The following is a 19,908-nucleotide window of genomic DNA, read 5'->3' as shown; positions in this document are numbered from 1 at the left end:
TACGCCATGACCAGCCGCATGCTGATGCCCGTCCGCACCGTCCGTGCCACTCGTGCCGCCCCCGCCGGTGACGGGGGAACCCCCGCGGGGGAGGTCCCCGGCTCGACCCTGCCCACCCCGATCCTCGACCTGGAGCACCCGCTCGTGACCGCCCTCGTGGCGCGGGTGCTGCGCGGCTCCGAGGCGCGGGGAGCCGTCACGGACCGCGCCAGGCTCCAGGTGGCGCACGGCATCCTCGTCTCCGCCGTACGGCCGGTGTACTCGGTCGAGGACCGCCGCCGGGTGTCGCGCACGCTGCGGCTCGGCCGCGGTTCGTGCAGCCAGCGGATGGCCGCCCTGGAGGCGGTGGCCCGGTCGCTCGGCGTGGCGACCCGGGTGCGGGGCCTGCTGGTCGACGGCTCCTTCTGGTACCCGCGGTTCCCGAAGCTGCGCCCGTTCGTGCCCGAGGAGGTCCTGCTGGCCTGGCCCGAGTTCCGGCTCGACGGCGCCTGGGTGCCGATCGCGGAGCTGTTCGGCGCGGCGGCGGACCGGCCGGCCGGCGAGGCGGGACCCGGCGCGACCGGGCACGGCGGCGTGTTCACCAACGCCGGCGCGGAGACGCTCTTCGAGGCCGTCGCCCGCACCGCCGTCGACTGGGACGCCCCGGCCGCCTGCGCCGGCACCGCCCCCTGCGACCTCTCCGCCCACCTCCGCACGGACCTGGGCCGCTTCTCCTCCCGCGACGAGCTGTTCGACCGGCACGGCCAGACCCTGTGCCGCCCCGCCCGCACCCTCGCCGAGCCGGTCCTCGGCCGCTGGAGCGCGGGCGCGGGCGCGCCTGCCGCCGGGACTAGTCCTTCCGCCGCCTGATCGTCTTCCCGAGCCAGACGAGCGGGTCGTACTTCCGGTCCACGACCCGCTCCTTCATCGGGATGAGGGCGTTGTCGGTGATCCGGATGGACTCCGGGCACACCTCCGTACAGCACTTCGTGATGTTGCAGTAGCCGAGGCCGTGCTCCTCCTGGGCGGTCCGCCGCCGGTCGAGTCCGGCCTCGTCCGCTGCGTCCAGGGGGTGCATGTCGAGCTCCGCGATCCGCATGAGGAAGCGGGGACCGGCGAAGGCCTCCTTGTTCTCCTCGTGGTCGCGCACCACGTGGCAGGTGTCCTGGCACAGGAAGCACTCGATGCACTTCCGGAACTCCTGCGAGCGGTCGACGTCCTCCTGCCGCATCCGGTACTCGCCGGGAGCGACGCCGGCGGGCGGGACGAACGCCGGGATCTCCCGGGCCTTGGCGTAGTTGAACGAGACGTCGGTGACGAGGTCGCGGACGATCGGGAAGGCCCGCAGGGGCGTCACGGTGATCACCTCGTCCCGCCCGAAGACCGACATCCGGGTCATGCACATCAGCCGCGGCCGCCCGTTGACCTCGGCCGAGCACGAACCGCACTTGCCGGCCTTGCAGTTCCAGCGCACGGCCAGGTCGGGCGTCTGGGTGGCCTGGAGCCGGTGGACGATGTCGAGGACCACCTCGCCGTCGTGCACCTCGACGGTGTAGTCGGTCAGCTCCCCGCCCCCGGCGTCGCCGCGCCAGATCCGGAAGTGGGCCTGATAGGTGCTCATGCCTCCAGTTCCTCCTCCGCCAGGTACTTCGCGAGCTCCTCCCTCTCGAAGAGGGCGAGCAGGTCGGGCCGTACGGGTTCGGTGCGCACCCGCTCCAGGACGACGCCGCCGCCGGCGACCCGGCACAGCAGGTTCACCGGGCGCCACGACCGCTCCATCGCCGGGCGGTCCTCGCGGGTGTGCCCGCCCCGGGACTCGGTGCGCTCCAGGGCCGCCCGGGCCACGCACTCGCTCACGAGCAGCATGTTCCGCAGGTCGAGGGCGAGGTGCCAGCCGGGGTTGAACTGCCGGTGCCCCTCGACCGCGACCCGCCCGGCCCGCTCCCGCAGGGCGTCGATCCGCTCCAGGGCCTCGGCCATCTCGCCCTCCCGCCGGATGATCCCGACGAGGTCGTTCATCGTCTGCTGGAGCTCCTGGTGCAGGGTGTACGGGTTCTCCCCGCCGCCGTCGAACGGGGCCAGGGCCTCGGCCCGCGCGGCGTCCACGTCGTCCGCCACGACCCCGCGGCCGACTCCCGACACCGCGTACTGCGCCGCGTACAGCCCGGCCCGCCGGCCGAAGACCAGCAGGTCGGAGAGGGAGTTGCCGCCGAGCCGGTTGGAGCCGTGCATGCCGCCGGCGACCTCGCCGCAGGCGAAGAGCCCCGGGACGCCGACCGCGGCGGCGGTCTCCGAGTCGACGGCGACACCGCCCATCACGTAGTGGCAGGTCGGCCCGACCTCCATCGGCTCGGCGGTGATGTCGACGTCGGCCAGCTCCTTGAACTGGTGGTACATCGAGGGCAGCCGGCGCCGGATGGCGTCCGCCGGCAGCCGGGTCGACACGTCGAGGAACACCCCGCCGTGCGGGGAGCCGCGTCCGGCCTTGACCTCGGCGTTGATGGCCCGCGCCACCTCGTCGCGCGGGAGCAGTTCGGGCGGGCGCCGGTTGTGCTCGGGGTCCTCGTACCAGCGGTCGCCCTCCTCCTCCGTCTCCGCGTACTTCTCCTTGAAGACGTCGGGGACGTAGTCGAACATGAACCGCCTGCCGTCGGAGTTCCGCAGTACGCCGCCGTCGCCGCGCACGGACTCGGTGACCAGGATGCCCTTCACGGACGGCGGCCAGACCATGCCGGTCGGGTGGAACTGCACGAACTCCATGTTCACCAGCGGAGCCCCGGCGAGCAGCGCGAGCGCGTGCCCGTCGCCCGTGTACTCCCACGAGTTCGAGGTCACCTTGAAGGACTTGCCGATGCCGCCGGTGGCGAGGACGACGGCGGGCGCCTCCAGGACGAGGAAGCGCCCGGTCTCCCGCTCGTAGCAGAAGACGCCGGCGACCCGCCCGTCGGCGTCCTTGAGGATCCGGGTGACGGTGTACTCCTGGAAGACTTTCAGGCGCGACTCGTGGTCGCCGGTCTCGCGGTGGTCCTCCTGCTGGAGTCCGACGGCCTTCTGCTGGAGGGTCCTGAGCAGTTCGAGGCCGGTGCGGTCGCCGACGTGCGCGAGCCGGGGGTACTCGTGGCCGCCGAAGTTGCGCTGGGCGATCCGGCCGTCCGCGGTCCGGTCGAAGAGCGCGCCCCAGGTCTCCAGCTCCCATACCCGCTCGGGGGCCTCCTGGGCGTGCAGCTCGGCCATCCGCCACTGGTTGAGGAACTTCCCGCCGCGCATGGTGTCGCGGAAGTGGACCTTCCAGTCGTCATGCTCGTTGGCGTTCGCCATGGACGCGGCGATGCCGCCCTCGGCCATCACGGTGTGCGCCTTGCCGAAGAGGGACTTGCAGACGACGGCGGTGCGCGCGCCGGCCCGGCGCGCCTCGATCGCGGCCCGCAGTCCGGCGCCGCCCGCGCCGACCACGACCACGTCCCACCGCTGCCGTTCCACGGAGCTCACAGGACTCATGTCAGAAGAACCTCGGGTCGTCGAAGGCGCCGGTGGCGAGCAGGTAGACGTACAGGTCGCAGACGGCGACGCTGATCAGCGACGCCCAGGCGAGCCGCATGTGGTGCCGGTTGAGCCGTCCGACCCAGGTCCACAACCGGTAGCGGACGGGATGCTTCGAGAAGTGCCGCAGCCGGCCGCCGACGATGTGCCGGCAGGAGTGGCAGGACACGGTGTACGCCCAGATGAGGGCGATGTTGAGGAGGAACAGCAGCGTCCCGAGCCCCGCGTGCCCCCAGGCGTAGGAGGAGTCGCGGAAGGTGAGGACGGTGTCGTACGTGAGGATCGCGGCGACCGGCACGGCCGCGTAGAAGAAGTACCGGTGGAGGTTCTGCAGGATCAGCGGGAACCGGGTCTCGCCCGTGTAGGCGCGGTGGGGTTCGGCGACCGCGCAGGCCGGGGGAGACGCCCAGAAGCTCCGGTAGTACGCCTTGCGGTAGTAGTAGCAGGTCAGCCGGAAGCCCAGCGGGAAGACCAGGATGAGCAGGGCGGGGGAGAGCACCCACCAGCTGCCGAAGATCTCCGCGTTCGGTCCGCCGTGCATGGGGACGCAGTTCTCCGCCAGGCAGGGCGAGTAGAACGGGGAGACGTAGGGGGCGGCGTAGTAGTCGGCGTTGGCGAAGGCCCGCCAGGTCGAGTACGCGATGAACGCGAGCAGCCCCGCCGCGGTGGCGGCGGGGGCGAGCCACCAGCGGTCGGTGCGCAGATGGCGGGCGGTGAGGGCGGCGCGCCCGGGGGCGCGGACCCCCGTGGCGGCTCCGCGGCTCGTCGGGGGCTGCGTACCTGCGGCCAACAGGGCCTCCTACGGTCGGTTGCCGGTCCGTCCTACGGGGCGTGGCGGTCGCGTGCTCCCAGTCCCTCGTCGTCGGTGTCCGTCCAGAGCCCGCTGTCGTACGGGGTGTCGGGGATGGTCACCACGCTCTCGGCGCGTCCCGTCGTCGGTGCCGGGTGCGTGCCCTCGGCACCGACGGAGCGCTCCAGCTGTCCGACGGTGCGGACCAGGTCTTCGAGGCAGCGCTTGACGGCCGCCAGATCGTCCTGAACGGACATGGGTTGCCCTCACTTCCGCGAGCGGCTTCGGCAGGAGTGTCGCGCGTCACATCCCGCTTGGGAAGCCATGTGCACGGGATTCCACTCGTCCGGAGCGCCCGGTCCGGCGGCGTTGAGCCGCACGAGTGGCGTTTTCCGGACGTGTCGCCGTGTCGCCGTGGCCGAAACCGCTCCGTCCTTTTCAGTGTATGAGCAATAGGTCTGATCATCTCCAAATGGCATGAATATGGACGAAGGGGTACAAGTCATGTCCCAGATCGGCGCCCCTCGCGGGAGGACATGCTCAAGGAGCCCCCGCTCCCGCACGCTCCGCTCCGTCGCCACCCTCACCAGTGCGGTGCTCGCCGTCACCGTGCTCGCCGGCTGCAGCTCCGACGACGAGGCCGACGCGTCCCCGGCCGCGGCCCAGGACAACGCGCCCACCGCCCGCGACGAGGTCGCCGACGGCGGCACCGTGCGCTGGGCGATCGACGCGCTGCCCACCACCCTCAACAGTTTCCAGGCCGACGCCGACGGCGCCACCTCCCGCATCGCGGCCGCCGTGCTCCCCTCGCTCTACACCATCGACAAGCGGGGCCGGCCGCAGCGCAACGCCGACTACGTGGAGTCGGCGCAGGTCGTCGAGACCGAGCCCAAGCAGGTCGTCCTCTACAAGCTCAACCAGCAGGCGGTGTGGAGCGACGGCCGCGAGATCGGGGCGCCCGACTTCGTGGCGCAGTGGCGGGCCCTCAGCGGCCGCGACACCGCGTACTGGACCGCCCGCAACTCCGGGTACGAGCGGATCGAGAAGATCGAGCGGGGCAAGGACGACCTGGAGGTGCGGGTCACCTTCGCCAAGCCGTACGCCGACTGGCAGTCCCTCTTCACCCCGCTGTACCCGAAGCAGGTGATGGGGTCCCCGAACACCTTCAACGACGGGGCCCGCACCACCCTCAAGGTCACTGCAGGACCGTTCCTGCTGAAGTCGATCGACCGCAAGGGCGGCGGCGTCACCCTCACCCGCAACCCCCGCTGGTGGGGCCAGTCGGCCAAGCTCGACAGCATCGTCCTCTCCGCCGTCCCCCGCTCCGAGCGGACCGCCGCACTCGCCGCCGGCAAGCTCGACCTGGCCGAGATCGACCGCTCCACGGCCGAACGGATCGCCCTCGCACTCCGCGACGCCCGCGCCGGCCGGAACGGGGCGCAGGCCGCCCTCGCCCACGGCCCCGGCTCCGGGACCACCCCCTCCAAGGCCCTGAAGTCGTGGGCCCTCGCCCACGGCTCCGACGAGAAGGCGAACGAGGTCCGCGCCGCCCGCACCGAGAACCAGCGGGCCATCGCCCAGTACGCGGCCGCCCAGGACACCCTCGCCGGATACGTGGTCCGCAAGTCCCTCGAACCCGCCTACACCCAGCTCTCGCTGAACGGCGAGTCCGGACCGCTCGCCGACGAGCGGGTCCGGCGCGCGGTCGCCCGTGCCATCAACCGCCAGGAGCTGGCCGAATCCGTCCTCAAGCCGCTCGGCCTCCCCGCCCGGCCCCCCGGCAGCCACCTGGCCCTCGCCGGCCAGGCCGCGTACGCCGACAGCAGCGACGCGCTCGGCGACCAGGACACCCAGGAGGCGCGGGCCCTCCTCGCCGACGCGGGCTGGGTCCCGGGCGGCGCGGCCCGGAAGCCCGCCGGCACCAAGGCGGGCAGCGAGGCCGAGCAGAAGGCGAAGGCCGAGAAGGGCGCGGGCGGCTCCACCGACTCCACCGATTCCAAGAAGAAGGCCCCCGACACCGCCTCCGACGAGGGCCTCTACATCGTCGGCGACGACAAGCCCGGAGACCGGCGGGCGGTCCCCGCCCCCGTCATCGGTGCGAACGGCCCCGAGAGCGGCACCGGCATCCTCGCCCCGGCTCCCGCAGCCGCCCGCCAGAGCGCCGCGCTCCTCGCCCGCGCCGAGGCCCTCGACACCGGCACCGGCTCCGGGGCCCGGGCCGGCGGCGCCCACTCGGTCGTCAAGCCCGACCAGGGCATGGCCGGGGCCTACGCCCCGCGCGGCACCGCCGCCCCGGTCACCGCGCCCGATGCCGCGCGGGCCCTCGGCAAGGACGGCAAGGCCCTCAGCCTCCGCTTCGTCCTGCCCTCCGGGCCCGGCTCCGAGTCGCTGCGGGCGGTCGGCGACCGGATCGTGCGGATGCTCGACGCCGTGGGCATCCGGACCGAGGTGACCAAGGTCTCGGACGAGAGCTTCTTCAAGGACCACGTGGCCTCCGGCGACTACGACCTCGCCCTCTACTCCTGGCCGGCCTCCGCCTTCCCGGCGACCGACGCCCGGCCGATCTTCGCCAAGCCCGAGCCCGCCTCGGACGGATCGCTGCTGGTCGAGCAGAACTACTCGCGGGTCGGCACCGACCGCATCGACCAGCTGTTCGACCAGGCGGCGGGTACGCTCGACGAGGAGGAGGCACGCGAGCTCGTCCGCCAGGCCGACGCCCGGATCTGGGCCGCCGCCGGCTCCATCCCCCTCTACCAGCGCCCCCAGCTCGTCGCCGCCAAGGCCGATCTGGTGAACGCCGGGGCCTGGGGTATGGCCGGCCCCCGCTTCCAGGACATCGGCTTCAAGAAGCCCGAAACCTCCAAGGGCGCCGAACGAAACCGCTGAAACCTCCGAAACCGCAGGTCACAACCTCAGAAGCAGCTCAAGTTCCTTGCCCGCCGGCGAACCCGGCGGGCAGGATCGCGTCGGCCCTTTGACCCGGTCGCACGACGCTCCCCACACCCTTGAAAACTCCCAGTAGACCCTCTCGGATCCCGGGCGGGGAAGCCCCTTGCGCGGCAGCCCCGTACCATAGGACATAGCCGTGGCGCGTCCGCCCGGCGGGCGTACGAGGAACTGACGCCGCATCCCACGATCCGAGAGAAGCGCAAGCACCCATGCCCACGCGCCACGACATCCGTAACGTCGCCATCGTCGCCCACGTCGACCATGGCAAGACGACCATCGTCGACGCCATGCTCAAGCAGGCCGGTGCCTTCGCCGCCCACCAGCAGCTCGACGACCGCATGATGGACTCGAACGACCTGGAGCGTGAGAAGGGCATTACGATCCTCGCCAAGAACACGGCGGTGAAGTATCACCCCAAGGACGGCGGGGCCCCGATCACGATCAACATCATCGACACCCCCGGCCACGCCGACTTCGGCGGCGAGGTCGAGCGCGGTCTCTCGATGGTGGACGCGGTCGTCCTCCTCGTGGACGCCTCCGAGGGTCCGCTCCCGCAGACCCGCTTCGTGCTGCGCAAGGCGCTCCAGCAGCGCAAGCCCGTCATCCTCTGCATCAACAAGACGGACCGCCCGGACTCCCGCATCGACGAGGTCGTCAACGAGACCTACGACCTCTTCCTCGACCTGGACGCGGACGAGGACCAGATCGAGTTCCCGATCGTCTACGCCTGCGGCCGTGACGGCATCGCCTCGCTGACCAAGCCGGAGAACGGCACCGTTCCCGCGGACAGCGACAACCTGGAGCCGTTCTTCAGCGCCATCCTGGAGCACGTCCCGGCCCCGGTCTACGACGAGGAGGCCCCGCTCCAGGCCCACGTCACCAACCTGGACGCCGACAACTTCCTCGGCCGCATCGCGCTGCTCCGCGTCGAGCAGGGCGAGCTGCGCAAGGGCCAGACGGTCGCGTGGATCAAGCGGGACGGCACGATCTCCAACGTCCGCATCACCGAGCTGATGATGACCGAGGCGCTCACCCGCAAGCCCGCCGAGGTCGCCGGCCCCGGTGACATCTGCGCCGTCGCCGGTATCCCCGACATCATGATCGGCGAGACCCTGGCCGACCCGGAGAACCCGATCGCGCTCCCGCTGATCACGGTCGACCAGCCGGCCATCTCCATGACCATCGGCACCAACACCTCGCCGCTCGTCGGCCGCGGTGGCACCGGCAAGGGCGCGGACGCCAAGGCCGCCGTCAAGAACCGCAAGGTCACCGCCCGCCAGGTCAAGGACCGCCTGGACCGCGAGCTGATCGGCAACGTCTCGCTCCGCGTCCTCGACACCGAGCGCCCCGACGCCTGGGAGGTCCAGGGCCGCGGTGAGCTCGCGCTCGCCATCCTGGTCGAGCAGATGCGCCGCGAGGGCTTCGAGCTCACCATCGGCAAGCCGCAGGTCGTCACCAAGGAGGTCGACGGCAAGGTCCACGAGCCCGTCGAGCGCCTCACGGTCGACGTCCCCGAGGAGCACATGGGCGCCGTCACGCAGCTCATGGGCGTCCGCAAGGGCCGCATGGACAACATGTCGAACCACGGCTCCGGCTGGGTCCGCATGGAGTTCGTCGTTCCGTCCCGCGGCCTCATCGGCTTCCGTACGGAGTTCCTGACCAACACCCGCGGCACGGGCATCGCCCACTCCATCCACGAGGGCCACGAGCCGTGGTTCGGCACGCTGACGACCCGTAACAACGGTTCGCTGGTCGCCGACCGCGCCGGTGCCGTCACCGCCTTCGCGATGACCAACCTCCAGGAGCGCGGCGTCCTGTTCACCGACCCCGGCACCGAGGTGTACGAGGGCATGATCGTCGGCGAGAACTCCCGCTCCGACGACATGGACGTGAACATCACCAAGGAGAAGAAGCTCACCAACATGCGCTCCTCCTCCGCTGACTCCTTCGAGGCGATCGTCCCGCCGCGGAAGCTGTCCCTGGAGCAGTCCCTGGAGTTCTGCCGCGACGACGAGTGCGTCGAGGTCACCCCGGAGGCCGTGCGCATCCGCAAGGTCATCCTCGACCAGAACGCGCGTGGTCGCGCCTCCTCCCGCGCCAAGAACGGCTGACACCGGCCGCAACAAGGGCAGTTGAGGACCAGGATCCTCAGTCGCCCCTGAAGCGGTACCACGGTGCTTGGTAGCGCTCGCTCATGTGACTGGGCCCCGGCGGTTGCGCCGGGGCCCAGTCGTCGTACCGCCGCGACCGGGAACCCGATGGGTGGCGACGGGGCGGTACGGGAAGGCTGTCGGCCGGACCGAGCTCGGCGAGGGCGGCATCCGCCGCACCGTCAGGAAGCCCGGCGCCCCTCACGGGGTGTCGGGCTTCCGGCGGATGTGACGTCGGACACCCCGTCCGGGAGTCGCGAGCACGGTTCCTGACGTCAAGTCGAATACGACGACCGGATGTCCGGATAGCGGGCGTCGCTCTCCGGAACGTGTATTAACAGTCCGTTTCGGGGGTGTCTGTCTGGACTCACTTTGTCCGGATTTCGGTATCCCGAGCCCCGGTGATGTTGTCAAAACGAGACCGCTTAAGTGTGGTTTACGGCCCGGACGTACTTAATAGTTGGCTCCATTGAGCTCGGGTCAATGGGTCACGCACTGTGGGGAGTGCCGACTCACGAGCACACTCGGGGTACATGAGTGCAACGCCGTCAGGGGTGTCGGCAAGCCTCGAAGTACCCCCCATGTAGCGACATAGTGGACTCATGAGGAGGAACCCATGCGCGGTGCCAAGAGTGCCAAGTGGGTAACGGGCGCGATCATCGTCGCCCTGGCTGCTACCGCCTGTGGCGGGGGCAAGAGTGAAGGCGGCTCGGACGCCAAGGGCGCTGTGGACCCGAACGGGATCTTCACCACCGACCTTGGTGAGCCGGAGAAGCTGCTGTACACCGGCGACACGATGGAGTCGAACGGCGCCGGCGTCATGAAGGCGATCTACTCGAACCTCGTCGCCTACAAGGCCGATGGTTCGCTGGAGATGGTCAACGCCGAGTCGCTCACCACGACCGACTCGAAGAAGTGGACCGTCAAGCTCAAGCCGGGCTGGACCTTCCACGACGGCACCCCGGTGACCTCCAAGTCCTACGTGGACGCGTGGAACTGGAACGCCCACATCGACAACGCCATGGGCCTCTCCTCGTGGTTCTCCGACATCGTCGGTTACGACAAGGTCCACCCGGAGGCGGAGGGCGCCAAGGCGACCGCCAAGACCCTGGCCGGCCTGAAGGTCATCGACGACACGTCGTTCACCATCGAGCTGACCAAGGCCGTCCCGTACTTCGGCCACAAGCTCGCGTACACGCCGTTCGCGCCGCTCGCCGCGTCCTTCTACGCGAACCCGAAGGCCGCCGCCGAGAAGCCGGTCGGCAACGGTCCCTACAAGTTCAAGAGCTGGGACCACAAGAAGCAGATCGAGATCGTTCGCTTCGACGGCTACAAGGGCCCGAACAAGGCGAAGAACGGTGGTGTGATCTTCAAGAACTACACCACCCTCGAGACCGCGTACGAGGACCTGAAGGCGGGCAACCTCGACGTCATCCGCCAGATCGGTCCGAAGGACCTCCCGGTCTACCACCAGGACCTGGGCGACCGCGCGGTCGACGCCGACCACGCCGCCATCCAGTCCATCGCGGTCGCGTTCTACGCCGACCAGTGGAAGAAGCCGAAGCCGGTCGACGTCCGCGTCATCCAGGGCCTCTCGATGGCGATCGACCGCGCCACCATCACGAAGACGGTGCTCCAGGGCACCCGTGAGCCGGCGACGGGCTGGGTCCCGAAGGGCATCCTGGGCTACCAGGAGAACGCCGCGGGCGACGTCACCAAGTTCGACGCGACCAAGGCCAAGGAGCTCATCAAGGCCGGCGGCGGCGTCCCGGGCAACAAGATCTTCATCCAGTTCAACGCGGATGGCGGTCACAAGGAGTGGGTCGACGCTGTCTGCAACAGCATCACCCAGGCCACCAGCGTCGCGTGCGTCGGCGACAGCAAGACGGACTTCCAGGCCGACCTCACCGCCCGCAAGTCGAAGCAGGTCAAGTCCCTGTACCGCTCCGCCTGGTCGCTCGACTACCCGGTGAACGCGAACTTCATCAAGGACCTGTTCCACACCAGCGCGGCCGGCAACCAGGGCGACTTCTCCGTCAAGGAGCTGGACGCGAAGATCGAGGCCGCCGACTCGGCCGCCAGCCTCGAGCAGTCGGTGAAGCAGTACCAGGAGGTGGAGAAGGAGCTGGTGAAGTACATGCCCTCCATCCCGCTCTGGTACTACAAGGTCAACGCGGGCTACTCGGAGAAGGTCTCCGGCGTGACGTACGGCCAGGACGGCGACCCGATCCTGGACACCGTCATCGTCAAGAAGTAACCACCCAAGCGTAGTCCGCACGCCGTCACGGGGCTGATGGATCGTCAGCCCCGTTGCGGTGCCTTACGCAGCGGCCGGGGGGCCCTTCCACGACATGCCGTGCCCGATTCCAGGGCATGTGGTGTCGGGGGAGGGCCCGTTGGTTGCCGCTGTCACATCTCAACGGAGGCATGATGGGGCGTTATGTCGCACGACGACTGCTCCAGATGATCCCGGTATTCCTCGGGACGACCCTGCTGATCTTCCTCATGGTGCACAGCCTGCCCGGTGACCCCGTGCTGGCGATGTTCGGCGACAAGGGCGCCGACCCGGCGACACTCGCCGCCAAGCGCCACGAGCTGGGTCTCGACAAGCCGACATGGCAGCAGTACATCTTCTACATGCGGGACATGGTCCTGCACCTGGACTTCGGTACCCAGATCCGCAACGGTCTGCCGGTCACCGATGTGCTGGGAGACGCGTTCCCCATCACCCTCCAGCTGGCCACCCTGGCGTTCGCCGTCGAGCTGATCTTCGGCATCGGCCTGGGCGTCATCGGCGGCCTGCGTGCCGGCCGCCTCGCGGACAACCTGATCCTGATCTTCACCCTGCTGATCATCTCGATCCCGGTCTTCGTCCTCGGCTACATCATCAAGATGGTCTTCGCCTTCAACCTGGGCTGGATGGAACCGGTCGTCAGCACCGAGCCTCAGTGGAGCGAGCTGATCGCGCCGGCCATCGTGCTCGGCTGCCTCTCCCTGGCGTACGTGGCGCGACTCACCCGTACGTCCATGGCGGAGAACCTGCGCGCCGACTACATGCGCACGGCCGTCGCCAAGGGCCTGCCGCGCCGCCGCGTCATCGGCGTCCACCTGATGCGCAACTCGATGATCCCCGTGGTCACCTTCCTCGGCACCGACATCGGCGCCCTCATGGGCGGCGCGATCGTCACCGAGTCGATCTTCAACATCAAGGGTGTCGGCGGTGTCATCGCCGAGGCGATCTCCCGTCGTGAAGGCGCCACCCTGGTCGGCCTGGTCACCATCCTGGTGATCGTCTACCTCGTCACCAGCCTGCTCATCGACCTGCTGTACGCGGTCCTGGACCCGAGGATCCGGTATGCCTGACGTGACCAAGACCGCCACCACAGTCGAGGACGCCGTCGCCACCCCCTCGGTGGACGCGTCCGCGCCGGCGGAGAAGCCGGAGAAGGCCCGCAGCCTCTGGGGCGACGCCTGGGCCGACCTCCGCCGCAACCCTTACTTCATCGTCTCGTCCGTGCTGATCGCGCTGCTGCTGCTGATCTCGGCGTGGCCGACCCTCTTCACCAGCGCGTCCCCGACCGCCGGTGACCTGGTCCACCACTTCCTGAGCAAGCCCGAGCTGGGCAAGATCGGTTCGCCGGAGTGGCTGGGCTACGACCAGCAGGGCCGTTCCGTCTACGCCCGACTGATCCACGGCACCAGCGCCTCGGTCACGGTCGGCATCGCGGTCACCGCGATCGTCACCGTCGTCGGCGGCATCATGGGCATGATCTCGGGTTACTTCGGCGGCATGATCGACGCCGTCCTCTCCCGGCTCACCGACGTCTTCTTCGGCATCCCGTTCCTGCTCGGCGCCATGGTCGTCCTGCAGTCGTTCGTGGAGCGGACCGTCTGGGTCGTCGTCTTCGCCCTCGCGTTCCTCGGCTGGACCTCGATCACCCGCGTCATGCGCGGTGCCGTGATCACCATCAAGCAGGCCGACTACGTCCACGCGGCGAAGGCCCTCGGCGCCGGCACGACCCGGATCCTCTTCCGGCACATCCTGCCGAACGCCATGGCCCCCGTCATCGTCGTCGCGACCATCGCGCTCGGCGGTTACATCTCGGCCGAGGCGACCCTGTCCTTCCTGGGTCTCGGCCTCGCCGCCCCGACCGTCTCGTGGGGCGTCGACATCTCCGCCGGTGTCGCCCAGATCCGAGTGGCCCCGCACGTCCTGCTCTGGCCCTCGATCATGCTGAGCATCACCGTTCTGGCGTTCATCATGCTCGGCGAAGCCGTCCGCAACGCCCTCGACCCCAAGCTGCGCTGAGGAGGGCGTAAAAGATGAGCATCATCGACAAGACCGCGGCCGTCCCCGCGCCGCGCGGCGGAGCCGACTCCAACGGCCCGCTGCTCGAAGTCCGCGACCTGCACGTCGAGTTCCACACCCGTGACGGTGTGGCCAAGGCGGTCAACGGCGTCAACTACTCGGTGAACGCCGGCGAGACCCTCGCCGTCCTCGGCGAGTCCGGTTCCGGCAAGTCCGTCACCGCGCAGGCCATCATGGGCATCCTCGACATGCCGCCCGGCAAGATCCCGCAGGGCGAGATCCTGTTCCGCGGCGAGGACATGCTCAAGATGTCCGAGGAGGAGCGCCGGAAGATCCGCGGCCGGAAGATCGCGATGATCTTCCAGGACGCGCTGTCCTCCCTCAACCCGGTCCTCACCGTCGGCTACCAGCTCGGCGAGATGTTCCGGGTGCACCACGGAATGTCCAAGAAGGACGCCAAGGCCAAGGCCATCGAGCTGATGGACAAGGTCAAGATCCCCGCCGCCAAGGCGCGGGTCTCCGACTACCCCCACCAGTTCTCCGGCGGTATGCGCCAGCGCATCATGATCGCCATGGCGCTCGCCCTGGAGCCGGACCTGATCATCGCCGACGAGCCCACCACGGCTCTCGACGTGACCGTCCAGGCCCAGGTCATGGACCTCCTCGCGGAGCTCCAGCAGGAATACAACATGGGTCTGATCCTGATCACCCACGACCTCGGCGTCGTCGCCGACGTCGCGGACAAGATCGCCGTGATGTACGCCGGCCGGATCGTCGAGCAGGCTCCGGTGCACGAGCTGTACGCTCGCCCGGCGCACCCGTACACCCGCGGTCTCCTTGACTCGATCCCGCGCCTGGACCAGAAGGGCCAGGAGCTCTACGCGATCAAGGGCCTGCCGCCCAACCTGCTCAAGGTTCCCACCGGCTGCGCCTTCAACCCGCGCTGCCCCAAGGCCGACGACATCTGCCGCACGGAGATCCCGGCCCTGGTGCCGGTCACCGAGCAGAACGGCGCGGACCTCCCGGGCCGCAAGAGCGCCTGCCACTTCTGGAAGGAGACGATCCATGGCTGACCTCAGCAAGAACGACGAGGCCGTGGCCGCCGCTCTCGACGCCCCCGTGGGCCGCGGCGAGCCGATCCTCCAGGTGCGCAACCTGCAGAAGCACTTCCCGCTGACGCAGGGCATCCTCTTCAAGAAGCAGGTCGGCGCGGTCAAGGCCGTGGACGGGGTCTCCTTCGACCTCTACCAGGGCGAGACCCTCGGCATCGTGGGCGAGTCCGGCTGTGGCAAGTCCACGGTCGCCAAGCTCCTGATGAACCTGGAGCGGGCCACCGCCGGCGAGGTCTTCTACAAGGGCCAGGACATCACCAAGCTGTCCGGGCGCGCGCTGAAGGCCGTCCGCCGCAACATCCAGATGGTGTTCCAGGACCCGTACACCTCGCTGAACCCGCGCATGACGGTCGGCGACATCATCGGCGAGCCCTTCGACATCCACCCCGAGGTGGCCCCGAAGGGCGACCGGCGCCGCAAGGTGCAGGAGCTGCTCGACGTCGTCGGTCTGAACCCGGAGTACATCAACCGGTACCCGCACCAGTTCTCCGGCGGTCAGCGCCAGCGCATCGGCATCGCCCGCGGCCTCGCGCTCAACCCGGAGATCATCATCTGCGACGAGCCGGTCTCGGCCCTGGACGTCTCCGTCCAGGCGCAGGTCATCAACCTGATGGGGAAGCTCCAGGACGAGTTCAACCTCTCCTACCTCTTCATCGCGCACGACCTGTCGATCGTCCGGCACATCTCCGACCGCGTCGGCGTCATGTACCTCGGCAAGATGGCCGAGATCGGTACGGACGAGGAGATCTACGAGCACCCGACGCACCCGTACACCCAGGCGCTGCTCTCCGCGGTGCCGGTGCCGGACCCGGAGGCCCGTGCCCACCGCGAGCGGATCATCCTCACCGGTGACGTCCCCTCGCCGGCCAACCCGCCGTCGGGCTGCAGCTTCCGCACCCGCTGCTGGAAGGCGCAGGAGCGCTGCTCCCAGGAGGCTCCGGTCCTCGCGGTCCCGGCGCACTTCAAGGGGCTCGACACCCCGGCCGCGCACTTCTCCGCGTGCCACTTCGCCGAGGAGAAGAACGTCGTCGCCGCGCACTGACGCATCGCGCGCATGACAGAGGGGCGCCCCCGGTCCGCACGGACCGGGGGCGCCCCTTCGTCGTGGGGCCGTCCGTACCCACGGACCGGGGCGCGCTTCGTCGTGTCAGCGGCTGGTGGGGACGTACGGGAAGCAGGCGGTGCACCAGCCGAACTCGTACCGCATGATCAGGTCGCCCGTCTTCGGCCCGACGAGGCCGGCGCGGGCGGCGAGTCTCTGAGGCATGGCGGGAACTCTAGGACCGCGAAGGGGGTCCGAGGGGGCGGTGGGACGTCCCGGTCGTCCCGGGGACGTCCGTCCGGGCGCCGTAAAAGTGCACCTCCGTCAATATCAGGTGATATTGGGGCCTAAGTGAGACTCAGGACATACGGGAGGCACTCCATGCGCGGAGCCACGCACGCCAAGTGGGCCGCACTGGCCACCGCCGTCGCCCTCGCGGCGACTGCCTGCGGCGGCGGAGACGACAGCGGCGGCGGCGGAGGTGCCGACGGCATCGTGAGTTCCTCGTGGGGCGACCCGCAGAACCCGCTCGAGCCGGCCAATACGAACGAGGTCCAGGGCGGCAAGGTCCTCTCCATGATCTTCCGGGGTCTCAAGCAGTACGACCCCAAGACCGGCGAGGCCAAGGACATGCTCGCCCAGAGCATCGAGACCACCGACTCGACCAACTTCACCATCACGGTCAAGGACGGCTGGACCTTCTCCAACGGCGAGAAGGTCACCGCCAAGTCCTTCGTCGACGCCTGGAACTACGGCGCCCACCTGAAGAACAACCAGAAGAACGCCTACTTCTTCGGCCAGATCGAGGGCTACGACCAGGTCCACCCCGAGAAGGGCGAGCCGACCGCCGAGACGATGTCCGGCCTCAAGGTGACCGGTCCCCAGACCTTCACGGTCAAGCTCACCCAGAAGTTCTCCACCTGGCCGATCACCCTCGGCTACGCGGCCTTCTCGCCGCTGCCCCAGGCCTTCTACGACGACCACGCCGCCTGGCTCTCGAAGCCCGTCGGCAACGGTCCGTACACCGTCGACTCGTACTCCAAGGGCTCCCAGATGGCCCTCAAGCGCTGGGACGCCTACCCCGGCACCGACAAGGCCCAGAACGGCGGCATCACCCTCAAGGTCTACACGGACAACAACACCGCCTACACGGACCTGACGGCCGGCAACCTCGACCTCGTCGACGACGTCCCCGCCTCGCAGCTCAAGAACGTCCAGGCCGACCTCGGCGACCGGTACATCAACGTCCCCGCCGGCATCATCCAGACCCTGTCGTTCCCGTTCTACGACCCGGACTGGAACAAGCCCGGACAGGAGAAGCTCCGCCAGGGCCTCTCCATGGCGATCGACCGCAACCAGATCACCGAGACCATCTTCCAGAAGACCCGCACCCCCGCCGTCGACTGGACCTCCCCGGTCCTCGGCGAGGAGGGCGGCTTCAAGGACGTCTGCGGCGACTTCTGCAAGTACGACGCGGCCGAGGCCAAGAAGCTCGTCGCCGAGGGCGGCGGCATCCCCGGCGGCACGATGAAGATCTCGTACAACGCCGACACCGGCTCCCACAAGGAGTGGGTGGACGCCGTCTGCAACTCCATCAACCGGGCCCTCGGCAACAACAACGCCTGCGTCGGCAACCCGATCGGCACCTTCGCCGACTACCGCAACCAGGTCACCCAGTCGAAGATGGAGGGCCCGTTCCGGGCCGGCTGGCAGATGGACTACCCGCTCATCCAGAACTTCCTCCAGCCGCTCTACTACACCAACGCCTCGTCCAACGACGGCAAGTACTCCGACCCCGAGTTCGACAAGCTGGTGAACGAGGCCAACGCCGAGGCCGACACCACGAAGGCGATCGGGCTCTTCCAGCAGGCCGAGGGCGTCCTCCGCGACGACATGGGCGCCATCCCGCTCTGGTACCAGAACGGCAGTGCCGGCTACTCGGAGAACGTCTCCAACGTGTCCCTGAACCCCTTCAGCGTCCCGGTCTACGACCAGATCAAGGTCAAGTGACGCCGTAGCAGGCCGTACAGGTCGGCGGCGTACGGCCCGGCCCGCGGACCACCGCGCCGCCGGGCCGTACGCCTTCCACAGTCCTCTCCCCGGAGCCAACCCCCGGAGCCCCCCATGGGTCGATATGTGATCCGGCGGCTGCTGCAGATGATCCCGGTCTTCTTCGGCGCCACGCTGTTGATCTTCCTGATGGTGAACGTGATGGGCGACCCCATCGCCGGCCTGTGCGGTGACCGCCAGTGCGACCCGGCGACCGCCGCCCAGCTGGAGAAGGAGTTCGGCCTCGACAAGCCCGTCTGGCAGCAGTACCTGACCTACATGGGCAACGTCTTCACCGGAGACTTCGGCACCGCCTTCAACGGCCAGCCCGTCACCGAACTGATGGCCAGCGCCTTCCCCGTCACCATCCGGCTCACCATCGTCGCGATCCTCTTCGAGATCGTCATCGGCATCAGCCTCGGCGTCGTCACCGGCCTCAAGCGCGGCCGCCCCGTCGACACCACCGTCCTGCTGCTGACCCTGGTCGTCCTCTCCGTCCCGACCTTCGTCACCGGTCTGCTCGTCCAGCTCCTCCTCGGCGTCAAATGGGGCTGGATCAAGCCGGCCGTCTCGCCCGACGCGACCTTCGACGAGCTCATCGTGCCCGGCCTGGTGCTCGCCTCCGTCTCGCTCGCGTACGTCACCCGGCTCACCCGGACCTCGATCGCCGAGAACAAGCGCGCCGACTACGTCCGCACCGCCGTCGCCAAGGGCCTGCCCCGCCACCGCGTCATCAGCCGCCACCTGCTGCGCAACAGCCTCATCCCCGTGGTGACGTTCATCGGCGCAGACGTCGGCGCCCTCATGGGCGGAGCCATCGTCACCGAACGGATCTTCAACATCCACGGCGTCGGCTACCAGCTCTACCAGGGCATCGTCCGCCAGAACACCCAGACCGTGGTGGGCTTCGTGACCATCCTCGTCCTGGTGTTCCTCCTGGCCAACCTCCTGGTCGACCTCCTGTACGCCGTCCTTGACCCGAGGATTCGCTATGCCTGACCAGCCCGAGCCGCTCGAGTCGTTCGAAGAGGGCCAGGCCATCGCCCCCATGGGCGCCGGCGGCGCCTCCGATCTCGCGACGGCCGAAGGCGAGACCCTGGAGAAGACGCCCGGCGGCCCCCTGGGCACCGGCGCCGACAAGAAGCCCCGCTCCCTGTGGTCCGACGCCTGGCGCGACCTGCGCCGCAACCCGATCTTCATCATCTCCTCGCTGGTGATCCTCTTCCTGGTCGTCATCTCCATCTGGCCCCAGCTGATCGCCTCCGGGGACCCCCTCGACTGCGACCTGTCCAAGGCCCAGGAAGGCTCCCAGCCCGGCCACCCCTTCGGCTTCAACGGCCAGGGCTGCGACGTCTACACCCGCACCGTCTACGGCGCCCGGACGTCCGTGTCCGTCGGCGTCCTCGCCACCCTCGGCGTCGCGATCCTCGGCAGCATCCTCGGCGGGCTCGCCGGCTTCTTCGGCGGCGCCTGGGACGGCGTCCTGTCCCGGATCACCGACGTCTTCTTCGCCATCCCCGTCGTCCTCGGCGGCCTGGTGCTGCTGTCCGTCGTGACCAGCTCCACCGTCTGGCCCGTCATCGGCTTCATGGTGCTGCTCGGCTGGCCGCAACTCTCCCGCATCGCCCGCGGCTCCGTCATCACCGCCAAACAGAACGACTACGTCCAGGCGGCCCGGGCCCTCGGAGCGTCCAACTCCCGGATGATGCTGCGCCACATCGCGCCCAACGCCATCGCCCCGGTGATCGTCGTCGCCACCATCGCCCTCGGCACGTACATCGCGTTGGAAGCGACCCTGTCCTACCTCGGCGTCGGCCTGAAGCCGCCGACCGTCTCCTGGGGCATCGACATCTCCTCGGCGTCGCAGTACATCCGCAACGCGCCCCACATGCTGCTCTGGCCGGCCGGCGCGCTCGCCATCACCGTGCTCGCCTTCATCATGCTCGGCGACGCCGTCCGCGACGCCCTCGACCCGAAGCTGAGGTAGG

At 69.2% G+C, this 19,908-nt stretch carries 15 protein-coding genes; 11 read left to right on the top strand and 4 right to left on the bottom strand.

Going from position 1 to position 19,908, the window contains the following annotated elements:
- The first annotated feature begins 6 nt into the window (after positions 1-6).
- The gene (locus ACIQFX_RS03780; protein WP_402458671.1) at positions 7-849 is read left to right on the top strand and encodes a transglutaminase domain-containing protein; all 843 of its coding nucleotides are present in this window, start codon (positions 7-9) and stop codon (positions 847-849) included.
- On the opposite strand, the gene ACIQFX_RS03775 is transcribed toward ACIQFX_RS03780, so the two are convergent.
- From ACIQFX_RS03775 to ACIQFX_RS03760, 4 genes are read right to left on the bottom strand one after another with little or no spacing between them, the layout of a single operon-like run.
- Positions 830-1,600, bottom strand: a complete 771-nt coding sequence (locus ACIQFX_RS03775) for a succinate dehydrogenase/fumarate reductase iron-sulfur subunit (RefSeq protein WP_402458669.1) — start codon at positions 1,598-1,600, stop codon at positions 830-832. The genes ACIQFX_RS03780 and ACIQFX_RS03775 overlap by 20 nt on opposite strands.
- Positions 1,597-3,468: a fumarate reductase/succinate dehydrogenase flavoprotein subunit gene (locus tag ACIQFX_RS03770; protein WP_402459559.1), complete on the bottom strand. Its 1,872-nt coding sequence runs from the start codon at positions 3,466-3,468 to the stop codon at positions 1,597-1,599. The genes ACIQFX_RS03775 and ACIQFX_RS03770 overlap by 4 nt, the downstream gene beginning before the upstream one ends.
- A 10-nt stretch (positions 3,469-3,478) precedes the next feature.
- Positions 3,479-4,309, bottom strand: coding sequence for a hypothetical protein (locus ACIQFX_RS03765; RefSeq protein ID WP_402458667.1), 831 nt, complete (start codon positions 4,307-4,309; stop codon positions 3,479-3,481).
- A 32-nt stretch (positions 4,310-4,341) separates the two neighbouring features.
- Complete coding sequence (locus ACIQFX_RS03760) at positions 4,342-4,566, bottom strand: hypothetical protein (protein ID WP_402458665.1); 225 nt, start codon at positions 4,564-4,566, stop codon at positions 4,342-4,344.
- Between the two features lie 247 nt (positions 4,567-4,813).
- On the opposite strand from ACIQFX_RS03760, the gene ACIQFX_RS03755 reads away from it, so the two are divergent.
- From ACIQFX_RS03755 to ACIQFX_RS03710, 10 genes are all read left to right on the top strand, one after another.
- On the top strand, positions 4,814-7,195 hold the full coding sequence (locus ACIQFX_RS03755) for an ABC transporter family substrate-binding protein (RefSeq protein WP_402458663.1): 2,382 nt from the start codon (positions 4,814-4,816) through the stop codon (positions 7,193-7,195).
- A 272-nt stretch (positions 7,196-7,467) separates the two neighbouring features.
- Positions 7,468-9,369 carry a translational GTPase TypA gene (typA, locus tag ACIQFX_RS03750; RefSeq protein ID WP_369146313.1) on the top strand — a complete coding sequence of 634 codons (1,902 nt, stop codon included), beginning with the start codon at positions 7,468-7,470 and terminating at the stop codon, positions 9,367-9,369.
- Positions 9,370-10,024: 655 nt separating this feature from the next.
- On the top strand, positions 10,025-11,665 hold the full coding sequence (locus tag ACIQFX_RS03745; protein ID WP_402458661.1) for an ABC transporter substrate-binding protein: 1,641 nt from the start codon (positions 10,025-10,027) through the stop codon (positions 11,663-11,665).
- Positions 11,666-11,838: 173 nt separating this feature from the next.
- The gene (locus tag ACIQFX_RS03740; protein ID WP_402459557.1) at positions 11,839-12,771 is read left to right on the top strand and encodes an ABC transporter permease; all 933 of its coding nucleotides are present in this window, start codon (positions 11,839-11,841) and stop codon (positions 12,769-12,771) included.
- Positions 12,764-13,717, top strand: coding sequence for an ABC transporter permease (locus tag ACIQFX_RS03735; RefSeq protein ID WP_402458660.1), 954 nt, complete (start codon positions 12,764-12,766; stop codon positions 13,715-13,717). The genes ACIQFX_RS03740 and ACIQFX_RS03735 overlap by 8 nt, the downstream gene beginning before the upstream one ends.
- A gap of 14 nt (positions 13,718-13,731) precedes the next feature.
- The gene (locus tag ACIQFX_RS03730; RefSeq protein WP_402458658.1) at positions 13,732-14,790 is read left to right on the top strand and encodes an ABC transporter ATP-binding protein; all 1,059 of its coding nucleotides are present in this window, start codon (positions 13,732-13,734) and stop codon (positions 14,788-14,790) included.
- A complete protein-coding gene (locus ACIQFX_RS03725) occupies positions 14,783-15,871 on the top strand; it encodes an ABC transporter ATP-binding protein (protein WP_402458656.1) in 1,089 nt (362 codons plus the stop codon). The genes ACIQFX_RS03730 and ACIQFX_RS03725 overlap by 8 nt, the downstream gene beginning before the upstream one ends.
- A gap of 381 nt (positions 15,872-16,252) precedes the next feature.
- Positions 16,253-17,881 carry an ABC transporter substrate-binding protein gene (locus tag ACIQFX_RS03720; RefSeq protein WP_402458654.1) on the top strand — a complete coding sequence of 543 codons (1,629 nt, stop codon included), beginning with the start codon at positions 16,253-16,255 and terminating at the stop codon, positions 17,879-17,881.
- A 114-nt stretch (positions 17,882-17,995) separates the two neighbouring features.
- Positions 17,996-18,919, top strand: a complete 924-nt coding sequence (locus tag ACIQFX_RS03715; RefSeq protein WP_402458653.1) for an ABC transporter permease — start codon at positions 17,996-17,998, stop codon at positions 18,917-18,919.
- Positions 18,912-19,907, top strand: a complete 996-nt coding sequence (locus ACIQFX_RS03710; RefSeq protein WP_402458651.1) for an ABC transporter permease — start codon at positions 18,912-18,914, stop codon at positions 19,905-19,907. The genes ACIQFX_RS03715 and ACIQFX_RS03710 overlap by 8 nt, the downstream gene beginning before the upstream one ends.
- The last annotated feature ends 1 nt before the right edge of the window (position 19,908 follow it).

The sequence above is a fragment of the Streptomyces sp. NPDC093089 genome, from assembly GCF_044754405.1.
Lineage (GTDB): Bacteria > Actinomycetota > Actinomycetes > Streptomycetales > Streptomycetaceae > Streptomyces.
Note: the sequence above shows the minus strand (reverse complement) of the source record. Positions and strands in the feature narration are given on the sequence as shown.